The sequence below is a fragment of the Streptomyces sp. NPDC037126 genome, from assembly GCF_055605965.1.
Genome location: NZ_JBVJTD010000018.1, coordinates 120,565 through 137,058 on the forward strand (window position 1 = coordinate 120,565; position 16,494 = coordinate 137,058).

At 72.8% G+C, this 16,494-nt stretch carries 16 protein-coding genes and 1 pseudogene; 5 read left to right on the forward strand and 12 right to left on the reverse strand.

From position 1 onward, the window contains the following. Nucleotides 1–40: 40 nt before the first annotated feature. From ACZ7FF_RS32460 to ACZ7FF_RS32510, 11 genes are all read right to left on the reverse strand, one after another. On the reverse strand, nt 41–823 hold the full coding sequence (locus tag ACZ7FF_RS32460; RefSeq protein WP_470816720.1) for an enoyl-CoA hydratase/isomerase family protein: 783 nt from the start codon (nt 821–823) through the stop codon (nt 41–43). Further along, nucleotides 820–2,064 (reverse strand): cytochrome P450, encoded by a 1,245-nt coding sequence (locus ACZ7FF_RS32465; RefSeq protein ID WP_470816721.1) that lies wholly within the window; start codon nt 2,062–2,064, stop codon nt 820–822. The genes ACZ7FF_RS32460 and ACZ7FF_RS32465 overlap by 4 nt, the downstream gene beginning before the upstream one ends. 95 nt (nt 2,065–2,159) lie before the next feature. Further along, the gene (locus ACZ7FF_RS32470; RefSeq protein ID WP_470816723.1) at nt 2,160–3,518 is read right to left on the reverse strand and encodes a cytochrome P450 family protein; all 1,359 of its coding nucleotides are present in this window, start codon (nt 3,516–3,518) and stop codon (nt 2,160–2,162) included. A gap of 12 nt (nt 3,519–3,530) precedes the next feature. Next, nucleotides 3,531–4,091 (reverse strand): GTP-binding protein, encoded by a 561-nt coding sequence (locus ACZ7FF_RS32475; RefSeq protein WP_470816724.1) that lies wholly within the window; start codon nt 4,089–4,091, stop codon nt 3,531–3,533. A gap of 3 nt (nt 4,092–4,094) precedes the next feature. After that, nucleotides 4,095–4,478, reverse strand: coding sequence for a DUF742 domain-containing protein (locus tag ACZ7FF_RS32480; protein WP_470816726.1), 384 nt, complete (start codon nt 4,476–4,478; stop codon nt 4,095–4,097). Continuing rightward, nucleotides 4,475–5,320, reverse strand: a complete 846-nt coding sequence (locus ACZ7FF_RS32485; protein WP_470816727.1) for a roadblock/LC7 domain-containing protein — start codon at nt 5,318–5,320, stop codon at nt 4,475–4,477. The genes ACZ7FF_RS32480 and ACZ7FF_RS32485 overlap by 4 nt, the downstream gene beginning before the upstream one ends. Beyond that, complete coding sequence (locus ACZ7FF_RS32490; RefSeq protein WP_470816729.1) at nt 5,317–6,498, reverse strand: ATP-binding protein; 1,182 nt, start codon at nt 6,496–6,498, stop codon at nt 5,317–5,319. Before ACZ7FF_RS32490 ends, ACZ7FF_RS32485 begins: the two co-directional genes overlap by 4 nt. 280 nt (nt 6,499–6,778) lie before the next feature. After that, on the reverse strand, nt 6,779–7,288 hold the full coding sequence (locus tag ACZ7FF_RS32495) for an O-acetyl-ADP-ribose deacetylase (protein ID WP_470816731.1): 510 nt from the start codon (nt 7,286–7,288) through the stop codon (nt 6,779–6,781). Further along, nucleotides 7,285–8,703: a phytoene desaturase family protein gene (locus tag ACZ7FF_RS32500; protein WP_470816733.1), complete on the reverse strand. Its 1,419-nt coding sequence runs from the start codon at nt 8,701–8,703 to the stop codon at nt 7,285–7,287. Before ACZ7FF_RS32500 ends, ACZ7FF_RS32495 begins: the two co-directional genes overlap by 4 nt. Before the next feature lie 119 nt (nt 8,704–8,822). After that, nucleotides 8,823–9,671 carry an inositol monophosphatase family protein gene (locus ACZ7FF_RS32505; protein ID WP_470816734.1) on the reverse strand — a complete coding sequence of 283 codons (849 nt, stop codon included), beginning with the start codon at nt 9,669–9,671 and terminating at the stop codon, nt 8,823–8,825. A 110-nt stretch (nt 9,672–9,781) separates the two neighbouring features. Further along, nucleotides 9,782–11,596, reverse strand: coding sequence for a gamma-glutamyltransferase family protein (locus ACZ7FF_RS32510; RefSeq protein WP_470816736.1), 1,815 nt, complete (start codon nt 11,594–11,596; stop codon nt 9,782–9,784). 119 nt (nt 11,597–11,715) lie between these two features. Between ACZ7FF_RS32510 and ACZ7FF_RS32515 the strand changes: the two genes are divergently transcribed. From ACZ7FF_RS32515 to ACZ7FF_RS32535, 5 genes and pseudogenes are all read left to right on the forward strand, one after another. Beyond that, nucleotides 11,716–12,780 (forward strand): lipoate--protein ligase family protein, encoded by a 1,065-nt coding sequence (locus tag ACZ7FF_RS32515; protein WP_470816738.1) that lies wholly within the window; start codon nt 11,716–11,718, stop codon nt 12,778–12,780. A 175-nt stretch (nt 12,781–12,955) separates the two neighbouring features. Continuing rightward, nucleotides 12,956–13,078: a hypothetical protein gene (locus ACZ7FF_RS32520; RefSeq protein ID WP_470816739.1), complete on the forward strand. Its 123-nt coding sequence runs from the start codon at nt 12,956–12,958 to the stop codon at nt 13,076–13,078. Between the two features lie 15 nt (nt 13,079–13,093). Beyond that, entirely contained in the window at nt 13,094–13,627 is a 534-nt protein-coding gene (locus tag ACZ7FF_RS32525) for a hypothetical protein (protein ID WP_470816741.1), read from the forward strand. Nucleotides 13,628–13,818: 191 nt separating this feature from the next. Next, complete coding sequence (locus ACZ7FF_RS32530; protein WP_470816743.1) at nt 13,819–14,487, forward strand: hypothetical protein; 669 nt, start codon at nt 13,819–13,821, stop codon at nt 14,485–14,487. A 143-nt stretch (nt 14,488–14,630) separates the two neighbouring features. After that, nucleotides 14,631–14,843, forward strand: a pseudogene (locus ACZ7FF_RS32535) (MSMEG_6728 family protein); the annotation flags it as partial. A gap of 9 nt (nt 14,844–14,852) precedes the next feature. Here the strand turns inward: ACZ7FF_RS32535 and ACZ7FF_RS32540 are convergent. After that, complete coding sequence (locus ACZ7FF_RS32540) at nt 14,853–16,394, reverse strand: NCS1 family nucleobase:cation symporter-1 (RefSeq protein WP_470816744.1); 1,542 nt, start codon at nt 16,392–16,394, stop codon at nt 14,853–14,855. Nucleotides 16,395–16,494 lie beyond the last annotated feature (100 nt).

Here is a 16,494-nt window from a genome sequence, read left to right on the forward strand (position 1 = left end):
CGGGGCCGGTCCTTCGGTGGTCGTCACCGAAGGGCCCGCCTCACCTGGCCGGGCGGCACAGGCCCAGTTGGGCCGTGAGGAGGTGGGCGTCGAGATGGGCGACATCGGCGGTGCGGGCGGCGCGGGTGTAGCCGGCCAGCATGCGCTTGGTGAGGACCAGTGCCTCGGGCGGCCGGCGCACGAGCGGCCTGACCCAGGCTTCGACCACCGCGTCCAGCCCGTCGCACGGCGCGACCTTGTGCAGCAGCCCGATCCGGTGGGCGGTGGCCGCGTCGAAGGTCTCGCAGGTGAGCATGAGTTCACGGATCCGGGCGGCCCCGGCCTCGGCGATCAGCCGGCCCATGGCGCCGCCCCAGGCGGGAGGCAGCCCCAGGCCGACCTCGGGCATGCGGAACCGGCAGTCGTCCGCCCCGGCGCGCAGGTCGCAGTAGGAGGCGAGCGCGAGCCCGGCGCCGATGACCCTGCCGTGCAGCCGCGCGACGGTGACCGCGTGGGTGTTCTCCAGGGCGTCGCAGACCCGGTACGCCTTGTCGGCGATCCGGCGCAGCGAGGCGCCGGAGGGGTCGTCCGCGAGCGCCGCCTGGTACTCGGTGCGCTCGGCGCCCAGGGAGAAGTCGTCACCGGCCGCCGTGAGGACCAGGACGCGGACGTCCGGGCGGTCGTGGAGGCCGTCGAGCAGGGCGAGGAGGTCGTCGAGGGCGGCGACGGTCAGGGTGTCGTCCTCGGGCGAGGCCCCGAGGCCGACGCGAAGGACGGGGCCGTCCAGGTCGGCGCGCAGCGCCTTGCAGGAGAACGGGCGGTAGGGGTCGGTCAGCTCGGTCATATGAGGGTGACGTCCAGGTTCAGCAGTCGTCGGAAGGCCACGCGCGGAGCCCAGGTCGGCCGGCGGACCAGAGTGAGGCGCGGGAAGCGCGTGACGAGGTGGTGGAGCAGGGTCTGGGCCTCCAGCCGGGCCAGGGGCGCGCCGAGGCAGTAGTGGATGCCGCCGCTGAAGGCGAGGTGGCCCGGCTTGCGGTGCAGGTTGAACAGCTCGGGGTCCGCGTGCCTGGCCGGGTCGCGGTTGGCCGCTCCCACCATCAGGTGCACCATCTCGTCCTTGCGGACCTCGACCCCGCCCAGCACGCGGTCCCGCGAGGAGACACGGCTGATCACATGGGTGGGCGGGTCGTAGCGCAACGTTTCCTCGACCGCGGCGGGCACCAGGTCGGGCTGGACGGCGAGCCGGTTCCACTGCCGGGGGTGCTCCAGGACCAGCAGGGTCATGGTGGACAGCAGCGTGGCCGTGGTCTCCAAGGCGGCCAGCAGCACGAAAAGGGCGAGGAAGTAGACCGCCTCGTCCGCCTTGTCGCGGTCGTTCTCCATGGTGTCCCACACCGTGATCCAGCGGGAGACGGGGTCGGCGCCGGGACGCGCGCGCCGCTCGCGCACCAGGTCGGTGAAGTAGCCGCGGAGTTCGGCGGTGGCCGCGTCGGAGAGTGCCAACTGGCTCGCGGACGGCAGCAGTTCCTGGGTGAAGACCTGGTCGTGCGTCAGCTCGCGCAGCCGTGGGAGGTCGGCGGTGGGCAGTCCCAGCCAGTGCCCGATGACGGCGACCGGCAGCTCCTCGCCGACCAGGGCGTTGAAGTCCGCCTCGCCGTCGTGCAGCCGCTCCGCGAGGCCGTCCAGGAGCCGGGAGGTGAACCGGGCGACCGTGCCCCGCAGTTGCTCCAGGGAGCCACGGTCGAACATGCCCGCCGAGCGGCGCGCCCAGGTGTGCTCCGGGGGGTTGAGCGCGGGCAGGGTACGGCTCATCTCCCGGGAGGAGGGCGCCGTCCAGCGGGTGCCGTCGCCCTGCCGCTCGCGCCAGCGCGTGTCCGGCTCCAGCCACTCCCTGCCGCGCAGCACCTGGTCGCAGAGGTCGAAGCCGGTGAGGAGGTGGCCGCCCCAGGGTGCGGCGGCGATGTCACCCCGGGAGCGCAGTTCCGCGTACACCGGGAACGGGTTGGTCTGACCTTTCGCCGTCCGCAGACGGGAGAAGAGGGAGACGGCGAAGCGTCTGTCGGCTGGCGTTGTCGCAGTCTCCACGACGGCCCTTTCTCGATCTAGGCATCAGCCGCCATGCATACCCTCCGCTTGACGCGTACATACAAGGTGTCGCTTCAACAAGAGAGTTGCCTTCGTCACTCTCCCCGGGTCCATGCCAGGAACCGGCTGAACAGGCCCGGCTTGTGCCTGGGGGCGCCGTGCGCGGCCGGCCTGGACGGGGCCGCCGCGGGGGTCGCGGGGCCCGCCGCCTGCGGTTCCGGTTGTGCCGCGGGCGCCGGAGCGACCGCGCGCGGGGTGAACCGGACCGGCAGCGCCACCAGGGAGCGGCTCCACGGGGCCGGGACCCAGCTCAGGTCCTTGAACGGCGCGCGGACCTCGACGTCGGGCAGCCGGTTCAGGAGGGACTCCACGGCGGTGACGGCGATCACGAACGCCGGGTCCTTGGCGGGGCACGCGTGCGGCCCGGCGCCGAAGGCCAAGTGGGCCTTGGCGCTGAGCTGTTCGCGGTGCTCGGCCAGCCGGGGGTCGGTGTTGGCCGCGGCGAAGGAGATCAGCACCGGGTCGTTCGCCCGCACGATCCGGCCGCCCAGCTCCACGTCGTGGGTGGGGTAGTGGGCGGCGTAGTTCGCGATGGGCGCGTAGTTCCACAGGACCTGGGTGACGGCGTCCTCCACCGGCAGCCCGGACTGCCACTCCTCGCCGAGGATCATCGCGCTGCTGGTGCCGATCACCGCGGACAGCGGCGCGGTACCCCCGGAGAGCAGGGTCACGAGCTGGTGCAGCACCTCCTCGTCGGTCAGCTGCGCCGAGTGCTGCATCAGCCGGGTCGTCAGGTCCTCACCGGGCGTACGGCGCTTGAGGGCGATCAGCTCGGCCAGCGCCTCGCCCAGCACCAGGTCCGCGCCGGCGGCGCCGGCGAAGATGCCGCTGATGCCGGCGATGACACGGTCGCCGATCTCCGGAGGGCAGCCGAAGAGGTCGCTGAAGACCAGCAGCGGCAGCGGCTGCGCGTACTCGGCCATCAACTCGGCCTGGCCGAGGCGCTCGGAGCTGAACCGGCTGATCAGGTAGTCGGCCGACGCCTGCGTCTGGCGCACCAGCTGCAGCTCGTTGACGGTGGCCAGGCTGTCGGTGACGGCCTGGCGCAGCCGGGCGTGCGCCGCTCCGTCGCTGAACAGCGCGTTGGGCCGGTACCCCATCATGGGCAGCGCGGGGCTGTCCTCGGGGACGCGGCCCTCGTTCAGCGCGTTCCAGCGCCGCGCGTCCCGGACGAACGACGCGGGGTTCTGCAGGATGTACAGGGCGGCGTCGTAGCTGGTGACCAGCTCGACCGGCACGCCCGGTGCGATGTCGACCGGCGCGCTCGGGCCGAGGGTGCGCAGGTACTCGTAGTGGCCGTCGGGGTCCGAGCCGTACTCGGGGCCGTAGAGCTGGACGTTGCCGTGCGCGGGGCAGCCGGGGGGTGGCCCTTGTATACCGGGTCGCTGCTGCATGGGCGGGGACTCCTAGTCGATGAGGGTGAGAAGGTGTCGCACGAGGGTGATGAGGGCGTGCGCCGCTGACTGCTGGTCGCGTACGTCGCAGGTGACGACGGGGGTGTCCGCGGACAGGTTCAGCGCCTCGCGCACCTCCTCGAGCGGGTAGCCGGGGGTGCCGTCGAAGTGGTTGACGCCGATGGCGTACGTCAGGCCGAACCGCTCGACCAGGTCAAGGACGGGGAACGACTCGGACAGCCGCTCGGGGTCGACGAGGACGAGCGCGCCGAGGGCGCCCCGGGACAGCTCCTCCCACATCTCCTTGAAGCGTTCCTGACCGGGCGTGCCGAAGAGGTACAGCACCACCTCGTCGTTGATGGTGAGGCGGCCGAAGTCCATGGCGACCGTGGTCGTGGTCTTGTCGGGGGTGCCCGACAGGTCGTCGAAGCCCTCGCTGGCCTCGGTGATCTCCTCCTCGGTCCGCAGCGGCTCGATCTCGGAGATGCTTCCGATGCACGTGGTCTTCCCGACCCCGAAGTGCCCCACCACGAGCACCTTCACGGCGGTGCGGACACCTGAATCCAGGTACACGAATCACGCTCCGAATCGGGCTCTGAGGCCGTCGAGCACGGCGCTCAGCACTTCTCGGTCGACACGTTCGGCGCGGGGAACGGGTTTCCGCGCGACGATCAGACCGCTCTCCTCCATCTGCGCCAGGAGAATCCGGACGACCCCCAGCGGCAGATGCGTGTGGGCGGCCACCTCGGCCACGGACAGGAAGCCGTCCATGACCAGTTCCAGAACCTGTCGGGCCTCCGGGGACAGCGTCCGCACCGCGGCCGAGGCGTGCTCGCTCGCGGACACCAGGGCCGTTCGCTCGTAGGCGTGTTCCGGGGGCAGGGACCGCCCGTTCGCGATCACGAAGAGCGGGACTAACGCGGAGGTCAGCTCAAATTCCTCTTCCGGCTCGTCGCTCACGTGCGGCTCGCCTCCCCGCGCGGGGCCGGCTCCGCGCTCAGCTGCGGCACGACCTGGTGCAGCCGGGTCGTGAACTCCTCGATGTCGGCGTCGTGCTGGGCCGCCGCGGCCAGGAAGGCACCGCGGCCGGCCGCGATCAGGAAGATCCAGCCGTGCTGGAACTCGATGACCGTCTGCCGCCAGCCCGCGTCCTGCTGCACGCCGGCGAACTGCGCGGTGGCCCGGCTGTACGCGTGGATGCCGGTCATGGCCGCGGAGATGGTGTCCGCGAGGTCCTGGCTCATGCCCGAGGTCGCGCCGCGCGGCAGCCCGTCGGCACCGAGCAGCACCGCGTGCCGGGCGCCGTGCACCTTGCCGATCACCTCGTCGAGGTCGGCGAGCGCGACCCCGGGACCCGCTCCGCCCGCCCCGCCGGCCCGGCCGCGCCCGGCGTGCTCGGCGGTGTCCTCGGCGTGCACCCGGGGCGGCGAGGTGAGGTTGTTGCCGAGCCGGGCGACGAGCCGGTGCATACGGAAGGAGATCTGCTGCATGTCGACGTCCGGCGCCGCGGCCGCCGCCAGGTAGGCCCCCTGCCCGGCGCCGATCAGGAAGATCCAGCCGTGCGAGAACTCGATGATCGTCTGGTTCCACTGCCTGTCCTTGCCCGGACCGGCGAAGTGGGACGTCGCCCGGCTGAGCGACTGCATGCCGGCCATGGCGGCGGAGATCGTCCGCACGTCCCCCCGGGCCATGCCCTCGGTCGCGCCGCGGGGCAGGCCGTCCGCGGACAGCAGGACCGCGTGGCGTGCCTTCGGCACGTTGGCCACGATGTCCTCGAGCATCCACGACAGGTCTGTGGTCATGCCTCATCCGACCCTTCGGACGGTGCCGCGGCGAGGTTGCGGCCCGAGAGCGTGCCGCGCTGGAAGGCGCCCAGGCTGCGGCCGGCCGCACGCCCGGCCTCCTCCGCCACCGGGGCGGGCGCGCCGGTGGCGTCCTGGTCGGGGACGCTGGCGATGGGCACCTGGCGCGCTCCGCGGCGCGGCAGGCCGCCCGCAGTGCGTGCCACGGGCTCGGGCCGGGCGGCGGCGCCGCGCACCGCGCCGGACTGGACTTCCTCCACCGGGGCCGTCTCCTCCTCGGTCCACAGCTCCTCCGGAAGGAGCACGACCGCGCGCACACCGCCGTAGCGGGACACGCCGGTCACGTCCACCCGGAACCCGTACTGCTGCGCCAGCAGGCCGATCACCGGGAAGCCGAACTTCGGCTGGTTGCCCAGCTGCGACAGCCGGGGGCGGTAGTCGCCGGAGAGCAGGGCGGTCGCCCGCTGCCGCTCCTCGTCGTTCATGCCGACGCCGGCGTCGTCGATGACGATGCACAGGTTCTTCTGCACCCGCTGGAACGTCACTTCGATGGGCGAGCCCTGCTGGGAGAAGCTGGCAGCGTTGTCCAGCAGCTCGGCGACGGCGAGCGCGACGGGCGAGACGGCCGACGCCTTCAGCGCGAGGCCGGTCTGCTGCATGATCTCCACGCGGCGGAAGTTGCGGATCTGCCCCTGCGCGCTGCGCACCACGTCGTACACGCTCGCGGCCATGCTGCGGCGGCCCAGCGGGGCGCCGCACATGACCGCGATGCCCTGCGCCTTGCGCGCCATCTGCGCGTTGGCGTGGCTGACTTCGAGCAGGTCGCCGAGCACGGAGTGGCCGCCGTACTTGCGCTGGATCTCCTCCAGCAGCGCCAGCTGTTCCGCGGCGAGGCTCTGCAGGAAGCGCGCCGAGCCCTTGAGGACGGCCTTGGTGCTGTCCTCCGCCGCCTCCTCGGCTTCCTGGATGGTCTTGGCGTGCTCGGTCCGGTGCTGGTGCAACTCAGCTCGTAAAATGGCCAGTTGACCGTCCGCCTCACCCAGCCGCTGGGTGAGGACGGCCTCGGTTTGGGCCTTCTTCGCCGCGATCGCCCTGGTGCGTCGACTGAGGACCAGGGCCACGGCGACGGCGATCGCCGCCACGGCAACCAGGCACCAGACAAGTGCGTCTTGAATCATGGAAACCTTTCCTGGCGTGTAGCCTGCGGCCGCTGGCGGAGGGGCACCGCTGGAACGGATCGACCTCGTCTTCCGCGATGCCCGAGCCGAGGGGACCAAGGTCACAGACGCGGGGATGCTATCACCCGCTTGAGGGAACCTTTGCACCCGAGATGAGCCCCAACAGCGCTGCTCACAGGGCGAATTGCCGTTGTTGTGCGCTGCTCGATCGGCAATTCCGGATTCGTGCCCGGCAGTTGCCCGGGCAAGCGACCGCAGACCGCCCGAAAAGCCCTCCGGATCAACCCGCCTGACGGGCGAACACCTCGTGGGCCCGCTCGTCGAAGAGCACGAAGCGGACCTCCTCGACGGCCGTCGGCGTACCGCGGACGGTGAACAGCGCGATCCTGGCGGCGTCCTCCATGGGCCAGCGGTAGACGCCGGTGGAGACGGCCGGGAACGCCACCGTGCGGGCGCCGAGTTCGTCGGCGACCCGCAGGGACTCGCGGTAGCAGGACGCGAGCAGGTCCGAGCGGTCCTCGTGCTCGCTGAAGACCGGGCCGACCGTGTGGATCACCCAGCGGGCGTCGAGTTCTCCGGCCGTGGTGGCGACGGCCTGGCCGGTGGGCAGGCCCTTGCCGTAGTGGGAGGCGCGCAGCCGGCGGCACTCCTCCAGGATGGCGGGGCCGCCGCGGCGGTGGATCGCGCCGTCCACCCCTCCGCCGCCGAGGAGGGAGGAGTTGGCCGCGTTGACGATCGCGTCGACGCTCTGCCGGGTGATGTCGCCCTGGACGAGGGTGATGGTGGTCATGTCTGTCTCAGTCTCCGCCAGACGGCCCTGGCCGCGTTGTGCCCCGACATGCCGTGCACACCGGGGCCCGGCGGGGTGGCCGAGGAGCAGATGAACACGGCTGGGTGGGGGGTGTGGTACGGGAACAGGGACAGTCTGGGGCGCAGCAGCAGCTGGAGTCCGGAGGCCGCGCCGCAGGCGATGTCGCCGCCGACGTAGTTGGCGTTGCGGGCGGCCATCTCGGCGGGGCCGGCGATCGCGCGGGCGAGCACGCGGTCGCGGAAGCCGGGGGCGAAGCGCTCCAGCTGGCGTTCCATCGCGTCGGTGAGGTCGCCGGACCAGCCGTTGGGCACATGGCCGTACGCCCAGAAGACGTGGCTGCCCTCGGGGGCCCGGGTGGGGTCGACCAGGCTGGGCTGCACGGTGATCATGAAGGGCCGGTCGGGGGCGCGTCCCTCGCGGGAGACCTGGCGCAGGGCGGTGCCGATCTCGGCCCGGCTCGCGCCGATCTGGACGGTGCCGGCGACGCGCGCCTCGGGCGCGGTCCAGGGCACGGGGCCGTCCAGCGCGTAGTCGATCTTGAAGACGCTCGGGCCGTAGCGGAAGCGGTCGTAGTACCCGCCGAAGCCGGCGATCCGGGCGAGCGCGGTGGGCGAGGTGTCGAAGACGTAGGCGCGCGCGGGCGGCAGGTCGTCCAGCCGCTTGACCTCGTAGTCCGTGTGCACGGCGCCGCCGAGGTCCTTCAGATAGGCGGCGAGGGCGTCGGAGACGGCCTGGGAGCCGCCGCGCGGCACCGGCCAGCCGCGGGCGTGCGCGGCCAGCGCGAAGACCAGGCCGATGGCGCCGGTCGCGAGCCCGTCGAGCGGGGCCATGACATGCGCGACCAGGCCGGCGAAGACGGTCCTGGCCCGGTCGTCCTTGAAGCGGCGCATCAGCCAGGTGGACGGCGGCAGCCCGGCCAGGCCGAAGCGGGCCAGGGTGACGGGGTCGCGCGGCAGCGCGGTCAGCGGCAGGGACATGAAGTCCCGTACGAGCGTGTCCCAGTGGGCGAGGAGCGGCTCGACCAGCCGGCGGTAGGCGCCCGCGTCGCGCGGTCCGAAGGAGGCCGCCGTCCGCGCCACCGACCGCGCCAGCACGGCCGCTGTGCCGTCCGGGAACGGGTGCGCCATGGGCAGTTCGGCGTGCAGCCACTCCAGGCCGTAGCGGTGCAGCGGAAGGGCGCGGAAGGCGGGTGAGTTGACGCCGAGGGGATGGGCGGCCGAGCACGGGTCGTGCCGGAAGCCCGGCAGGGTCAGTTCCTCGGTGCGCGCGCCGCCGCCCACGGTGGACTTCGCCTCGAACAGGGCCACGGAGAAGCCGCGCCGGGCCAGCTCCACGGCAGCGGTCAGCCCGTTCGGCCCCGCACCCACCACGACCGCATCGAGCATCGACGGCACCTTCGGACCCCCTCGTCAGCCGATGGCCACTCCGGGTCAGGATATGCCGGGGGACCGACACTCCCCGGGCCCGGGTGTCCGGACCGCGTGCGTCGCGCCCCGGGGCGCGTGCTCCCGGGTCAGGCGGACGGCGTCCGCAGCAGGCCGGCCACCCGGCGGGCGGTCGCGGCGTCGCGGGCGGCGGTGAACGGCAGTGCGTTACCCCCGGTCACCCGGAACGGCTCACCGCTGCGGGTGAGGTGCGCACCGCCCGCCTCCTCGACCAGCAGCAGACCGGCCGCGTGGTCCCATGCCGCCTCCCAGGAGAACGCGACCGCGTCCAACTCGCCCCGGGCGACGGCGAGATACTCCAGGCCGGCGGAGCCGCAGGGGCGCGGGGCGACACCGTCGGTCCACAGGGCGTGCAGCGCGCGCTTCTGCTCGTCGGTGGTGTAGTCGGGGTGGGAGGTGGCGACGACGAGGTCCCGGCCGGGTGCGGGCGGGCCCGCGAACAGCCGCTCGCCGTCGAGGTGGGCGCCCCGGCCGCGGACGGCGGTGGCGAACTGGTCGCGTGCCGCGGCGTAGGTCCAGGAGGCCAGGACGACGCCCCGGTGGGCGAGCGCGACCAGGGTGCAGAAGCCGTCGTCACCGTGCACGAACTGGCGGGTGCCGTCGACCGGGTCGACGATCCAGACCGGTGCGTCGCCCTGGAGCGCCCCGTACGTCGCCGGGTCGGCGTGCACCGCCTCCTCGCCGACCACCACGGAGCCGGGCAGCAGCGCGCCGAGCGCTTCGGTGAGCCGGAGCTCGGCGAGCCGGTCGGCGTCCGTCACCAGGTCGTGGGGGCCGCTCTTCTGGTCCACCTCGTGCTCGGCGAGACACCGGAAGCGGGGCAGGATCTCCGCCTCGGCCGCCTTGCGGACCGCTTCCTCCACGTCGGTGCCGCAACGGGTCAGAAACTCCTCGATGGTTTCCATCTGTTCGATCATGTGTCCATAAGAGCATGCCGCGCTGACATTCCCCGCCCGTCCGGTGCACACAGGGTGGAATCGGCATGAAGAACAGGGGCCGCCCGGTACGCCGCGACCGTGGGCGGACGTCAGCGGCCCACGGCGTACCCCTGCATGCCGCGCGGGTTCGCCGCCGCCGAGACCACACCGGTCTCCGGGTCCCGGGCCACCGCGCACAGGCGGCCCTCGGACCAGGCGGGACCGACGGTGACGTCGTGCCCGCGCCGGCGCAGCCCCTCGACCGCCTCCGGGTCGACGCGGGACTCCACGGTCACGCTGCCGGGGCGGCGGTCGCGCGGGTGGAAGGAGCTGGGGAAGCTGTCGTTGTGCCAGTTCGGGGCGTCGATGGCGCCCTGGAGGTCGAGACCGCCGCGGACGGGGGCGCGCCCGGCGGCGGCCAGGAAGAAGTGCAGCTGCCACTGGTCCTGCTGGTCGCCGCCGGGTGTGCCGAACGCCATGACCGGCGCCCCGCCGTGCAGCGCGAGGGACGGGGTGAGGGTGGTCCGGGGACGGCGGCCCGGGGTGAGGGAGTTGGGCAGCCCCTCCTCCAGCCAGGCCATCTGCAGGCGCGTGCCCAGCGGGAAGCCGAGTTCGGGCACGACCGGGTTGGACTGCAGCCAGCCGCCGCTCGGCGTGGCCGCGATCATGTTCCCCCAGCGGTCGACCACGTCGAGGTGACAGGTGTCGCCCCGGGTGCCGCCGTCGGCGGCCACCCGCGGCTCGTCCGGCAACCGGGCGACGGTCGGCTCGCCCGCGCCCATCGGGTCGAAGCCCCCGTCGCCGCTCCGCACGCGCGCGCGGGCCTGCGCGGGCAGCCGCGGGGCCCGCCCGGCGGGGCTGCCGGGGCGCAGCTCGTAGGAGGCCCTGTCCTCGACCAGGGCCCGCCGCCCGGCGTTGTACGCGTCCGACAGCAGCTCCGCGAGCGGCACGTCGGCGGCGTCCCCGTACCAGGCCTCCCGGTCGGCCATGGCGAGCTTGCAGCCCTCGATCAGCAGGTGCAGGTACTCGGCGGAGCCTTCGGCGGGCAGCTCCGGCGGGAGCAGTGCCAGCTGCTGGAGCAGGGCGGGGCCCTGGCTCCAGGGGCCGGCCTTGCACACCGTCCAGCCGTTCCAGTCGTACGTCACCGGGTTCTCGTAGGACGCCGACCAGCCCGCGAGGTCGGCCTCGGTGAGCGTGCCGGTGTGCCGCCGGCCGCTGGTGTCCAGGGTGGGCCGCCGGGACTGCCGTACCAGGGCCTCGGCGATGAAGCCGGAGCGCCACACCTCGCGCGCGGCGTCGATCCGGGCCTCCCGGTCGCCCGCCCGCGCGGTCTCGGCCAGCAGCCGCCGCCAGGTGGCGGCGAGGGCGGGGTTGCGCAGCAGCTCACCCGCCCGGGGCGCCCTGCCGCCCGGCAGGTACACCTGGGCCGACGACGTCCACTCCGTCTCGAACAGCTCCCGCACGCTCTCCACGGTCGCGCCGACCCTCTCCACGGGCGCGTGCCCGTGCTCGGCGTAGCCGATGGCGTACTTCAGGACGTCGTCGAGGGACTTGGTGCCGTGGTCGCGCAGGAGCAGCAGCCAGGCGTCGAAGGCGCCGGGCACGGCGGCCGCGAGCGGCCCGGTACCGGGCACGAGGTCGAGGCCGAGGGCCCGGTGGTGCGCGACGGTGGCGCCCGCCGGGGCCACGCCCTGCCCGCACAGCACACGCACCGCGCCGCCCGCGGGGGCCAGCAGGATCGGCACCTCGCCCGCGGGCCCGTTCAGGTGCGGCTCCACCACGTGCAGCACGAACGCGCCGGTCACGGCGGCGTCGAACGCGTTGCCGCCGGCCTCCAGCACCGCCATCGCCGACTGGGAGGCCAGCCAGTGGGTGGAGGACACCATGCCGAAGGTGCCCTGCAGCGTGGGCCGGGTGGTGAACACGGGCGGGCTCCCTCGGCTCGGTTACGTCGTCCGGGTGATCGTACGAACGTGATCGCAACCGGGGAACACCGTGCCGGTCCGCGCCGTTGATCTCCACAGGGGGAACGGAGGCCCTGACAGTGCACGGTGAGTACAAGGTGCCCGGCGGAAAGCTCGTGGTGGTGGACGTCGAGGCCGAGGACGGCGCACTGCGGCACGTGCGCGTGGCGGGCGACTTCTTCCTGGAGCCGGACGAGGCGCTGGACGCGGTGAACCGCGCGCTGGAGGGAGCCCCGGCGGACACCGACGCGGCCGCACTGGCCGCGCGGATCGAGGCGGCGCTGCCCCCGGGGACCGTGATGTACGGGCTGACCTCGGAGGGCGTCGGGATCGCGGTGCGCCGCGCCCTCGCGCACGCCACCGACTGGACCGACTACGACTGGCAGCTGATCCACGAGAGGCCGCAGCCCCCGGCCCTGCACATGGCGCTGGACGAGGTGCTGACGGCCGAGGTCGCCGCGGGCAGGCGGCCGCCGACGCTGCGGGTGTGGGAGTGGGGCGCCCCGGCGGTGATCATCGGCAGCTTCCAGTCGCTGCGCAACGAGGTGGACCCGGACGGCGCCGCCCGGCACGGCATCGCGGTGGTGCGGCGGATCTCCGGCGGCGGCGCGATGTTCGTGGAGCCCGGCAACACCATCACCTACTCGCTGTCGGTCCCCGAGTCCCTCGTGCACGGCCTGTCCTTCCAGGACAGTTACGCCTACCTGGACGACTGGGTGCTCGGCGCGCTCGGCGACATGGGGATCCGCGCCTGGTACCAGCCGCTGAACGACATCGCCACCGACCAGGGCAAGATCGCGGGCGCGGCGCAGAAGCGGATGGTCGGCCCGGACGGGGGCCCGGGCGCGGTGCTGCACCACGTGACGATGTCGTACGACATCGACGCCGACAAGATGGTCGAGGTGCTGCGCATCGGGCGGGAGAAGCTGTCCGACAAGGGGACGGGAAGCGCGAAGAAGCGGGTCGATCCGCTGCGGCGGCAGACGGGGCTGGCCCGTGAGGCCGTCATCGACCGGATGATCGAGTCGTTCCGCGCGCGGTACGGGCTGGTGCGGGGCGAGGTCACGGACGGGGAACTGGCACGCGCGCGGGAGCTGGCGCGGACCAAGTTCACCTCTCCGCAGTGGACGGCGCGGGTACCCTAGCCGCCGCCCGGGACGCGCGGTTCAGCATCAGGTCAAGGGATGCCCTCGCGTCGGCCGAACGGTCGTAATGGGTTCCGTGCACGTCCGGGCGTTCACCCTGGCACGGCCGGATTTGCACTCTTGCCCGCTGGCTACGGTGGTCGGGCCATGTCGGCCACGGAACCACGGGGAAGAGGTGGGGGCGCCGATACGTTCACGCCTGCTCGACTTCATGGAGCCCGAGGACCTGCCCGCCAAGGGCGCCTACCGGGACGCGCTCACCCAGGTCGACGACCTGGCGGCGACGTCGTACGACTGAAAGACGATGTGTGGCATGGCATCAAGAGCATCTTCTGAGGCCGCGGCCTCCCCGGCACCCGTCCGGATCCCCGAGCTGCCGGGGCTCGGCACGACCTGGTACGCACGCGGTCCGCGCTACTGGCTGCGCCGTACGGTCAACACGCTGTTCCTGCTGGCCGTCCTGGCGTTCCTCTGCTACATCGCGCTCGTGCTGTACTCGGGTGCCCCCCGCACCTATCTGCCGCCCGACGTGCGCCGGATCTGGGACGGCGCACAGATCGCCGCCTCGTGTGTGACGGTCGTCTGGGGCTGGGTGAGCCAACGCCGGAAGGTGCGCGGGCAACTGGCGGACCCGCCGGCACCCGGCGCGGTCCGTGCGGCAGGGCGTGCGGAGTCCCGTCGTGCGGTGTACTGGTCGCGGGCCGGCCTCATTCCGCTGCTGCTCGCGGCGCCGGTCCTGCCCCCGATCGTCGCGTGGTGCGTCGGCGCGATGGCGGCCATCCTCGCGGTCCGCGAATCCCCCAGCGAGGTCGGCGCCCGCCGCTGGCTGGAACAGCACGGCGGATGACCGGGCGAGGCGGTCGTCCGCCGCCTTCTGGAGGCGCATAAGGGGCGGAGCCGGTCACCGCGAGTGCCCCGCGGTGACCGGCCGCGCACGCAGCGCGGTGGCCCTTCCGCCCCACAGGCAGTCGTGTGAGACTGTCGTCCCCCGTCCACCATGCGGACCCCCTCCGCACCCTCCCCCACGAGAAGTGCGCCGTGCTTTCTCTGCCTCTGCCGCTCGCCCTCACCGCGCGTCTGACGCCGGTCGCGGTCCTCGCCTGCGCCGGCTGGGCCCTCACGTCCGGGCCCGCCGCACCGCCCGCGGCCGCCGGGCACCAGGCGCCCGGGAAGACGCCCACCCAGTCGTCCTCGGACCCGTCGTCCACCGTGGCGGCGAAGGCGTACACCGCCTCGCCCACCCCCTGCACCAGCGTGTCCGCCGCGAACATCAAGTCGCTCGTGCCCGGGGCGAGCACCCAGGGCAAGGAGATCCCCTCGACGGACACCAAACTGCGCCGCACCTGTTCCTGGAACGCGCTCAAGGGCTACGACTACCGCTGGCTGGACGTGTCCTTCGAGATCAGCGGCTCGGACCAGGAGGCGGAGCAGGAGTACCAGCAGAACGTCTCCGAGAAGACCGGCGGCGGGGCCGTCCCCGGGCTCGGCGACAGCGCCTACTCGGTGGTGAACCTGACCACGGAGGACAAGCAGCAGACCCGCGAGGGCGTGGTGGTGGTCCGCGTCTCCAACGCCCTGGTGGTCGTCACCTACAACGGCAGCGACTTCGAGACGAAGAAGGCGCCGAGCACGGACGAGATCAACACGGGGGCCATCAAGGCGGCGCGGAACGCGGTGTCCGCGCTGCAGGGCGGCCAGTCGGGCTGACGGTTCGGACCCACCCGCCGGGGCACTCGGCGGTGACGCAAGGCAGGTCGGAGGAGCAAGGGGGAGGCGCCCGCGGCCGTTCGCCGTCGTCCGGCCGGGGCCGGACCGGTGCCCAGGAGAGCTCTGGACGGCCGGACGGTCGTGGTGCCCGGGTGCGCGCTCAGCCGGACCTCGCGGCCGCCGGGGAGCTGCCGTCCTGGCTGGGTGACGAGGCCTTCCACCTGAGCCACCGGTCCGCCCTCGTCCGCAAGGACCCGGATACCTACGCCGACGCGTTCCCGGGCGTCCCGGCCGGCCTGCCCTGTGTCTGGCCGGCCTCGGACCGGGAACGCGACGGCGCCGCGGCTCCCCCGTGACGCGGCCGGTCACCCGGCGGCAGGCGCCGGCTCGCCCTCCTTCCGCCCGGTCAGCAGCGTCAGCGCCAGGTACAGCACCAGGGACGTTCCGAGGCCCACGGCCCAGCCGTAGTCGGCCAGGGAGGACAGGGCGGGGATGGGACGCCCGTCGATCAGGGGCTTGAAGCTGGCGCCGCCGATCGCGAGGACGCCGCCCACGAGGAACGCGGCGACCGCCCGCCAGTTCCAGCCGCCCGAGTACCAGTAGCGGCCGCCGGTGCGGTACAGGTCGGCGAGGTCGAGGCGGGTGCGGCGCAGGAGCCAGTAGTCGGCGATGAGGATGCCCGCGACGGTGCCGAGCAGACCGCCGACCAGGCCGAGCCAGGTGAAGATGTAGCCCTGCGGGTCGGAGTACAGCTTCCAGGGGAAGATGAGGACCGCGAGGACGGCGGTGATGAGCGCTCCGGTGCGGAAACTCACCTTCCGGGGCGCCACGTTGGAGAAGTCGAAGGCCGGGGAGACCAGGTTGGCCGCGATGTTCACCGAGAGGGTGGCCACCAGGACCGTGACGAGGGCGTAGATCAGACCCACCACGTTGTCCGTCTTCGCCGCCAGCTGTACCGGGTCCCAGACCGGCTTGCCGTAGACCGCCTGCGAGCCCGAGGTGACCAGCACCGACAGGAACGCGAACAGGGTCATCGTGGTCGGCAGGCCGAGGGCCTGGCCGCGGGTCTGCGCCTTCTGGCTCCTGCCGTAGCGGGTGAAGTCCGGGATGTTCAGCGACAGGGTGGACCAGAAGCCGATCATGCCCATGAGGGACGGCCAGAACAGCTTCCAGAACTGCCCGCCCCAGCCCAGCCTGGACGGCTGGTCGAACAGCGGGCCGACCCCGCCGGCCTTGCTGCTCATCCACCACAGCATCACGAACGCGCCGACGAGCACGAAAGGCGCGGCCCAGTTCTCGAAGCGGCGGATGGTGTCCATGCCCCGGTAGATGATGGCGACCTGGAGCACCCAGAAGATCGCGAACGACAGCCACATGGTCCAGGCGTAGCCGCCGATGTGCGAGGCGTTCGACCAGCTGTCGCCGATCAGTTTCCCGGCGAGGAAGTAGATGGCCTCGCCGCCGATCCAGGTCTGGATGCCGAACCAGCCGCACGCCACCAACGCCCTGACGACGGCGGGCAGGTTGGCGCCGCGCACGCCGAAGGAGGCGCGGGCGAAGACCGGGAAGGGGATGCCGTACTTGGGTCCCGCGTGCCCGGTGAGCAGCATCGGGACCAGGACGATCAGGTTGGCGAGGGCGATGGTGAACACCGCCTGTTTCCAGTCCATGCCGACGGCGATCAGGCCGGAGGCCAGCGTCCAGGAGGCCGTGTTGTGTGCCATGCCGACCCACAGCGCGGAGAAGTTGTACGTGGTCCACGTGCGCTTGCCGACCGGGACCGGCAGCAGGTCCTCGTTGGCGTAGGGGCCGCTGGGCTGCGGCGAACCGGGGGCGATCTCCACCCGGCCGTCGGCGAGGGTGACCTGGGCGGACGGGGGTATGGCCGTGGGAGCGGTGTCGGTCATGGGCAGGCCAATCAGGTGAGGTGGGTCGGGAGAGGCCGTGCGGTCACCAGCCCCTCCCCACGAGGACGGGGAGGGGTGACCAGAGGTGAGGGGGGTTGGG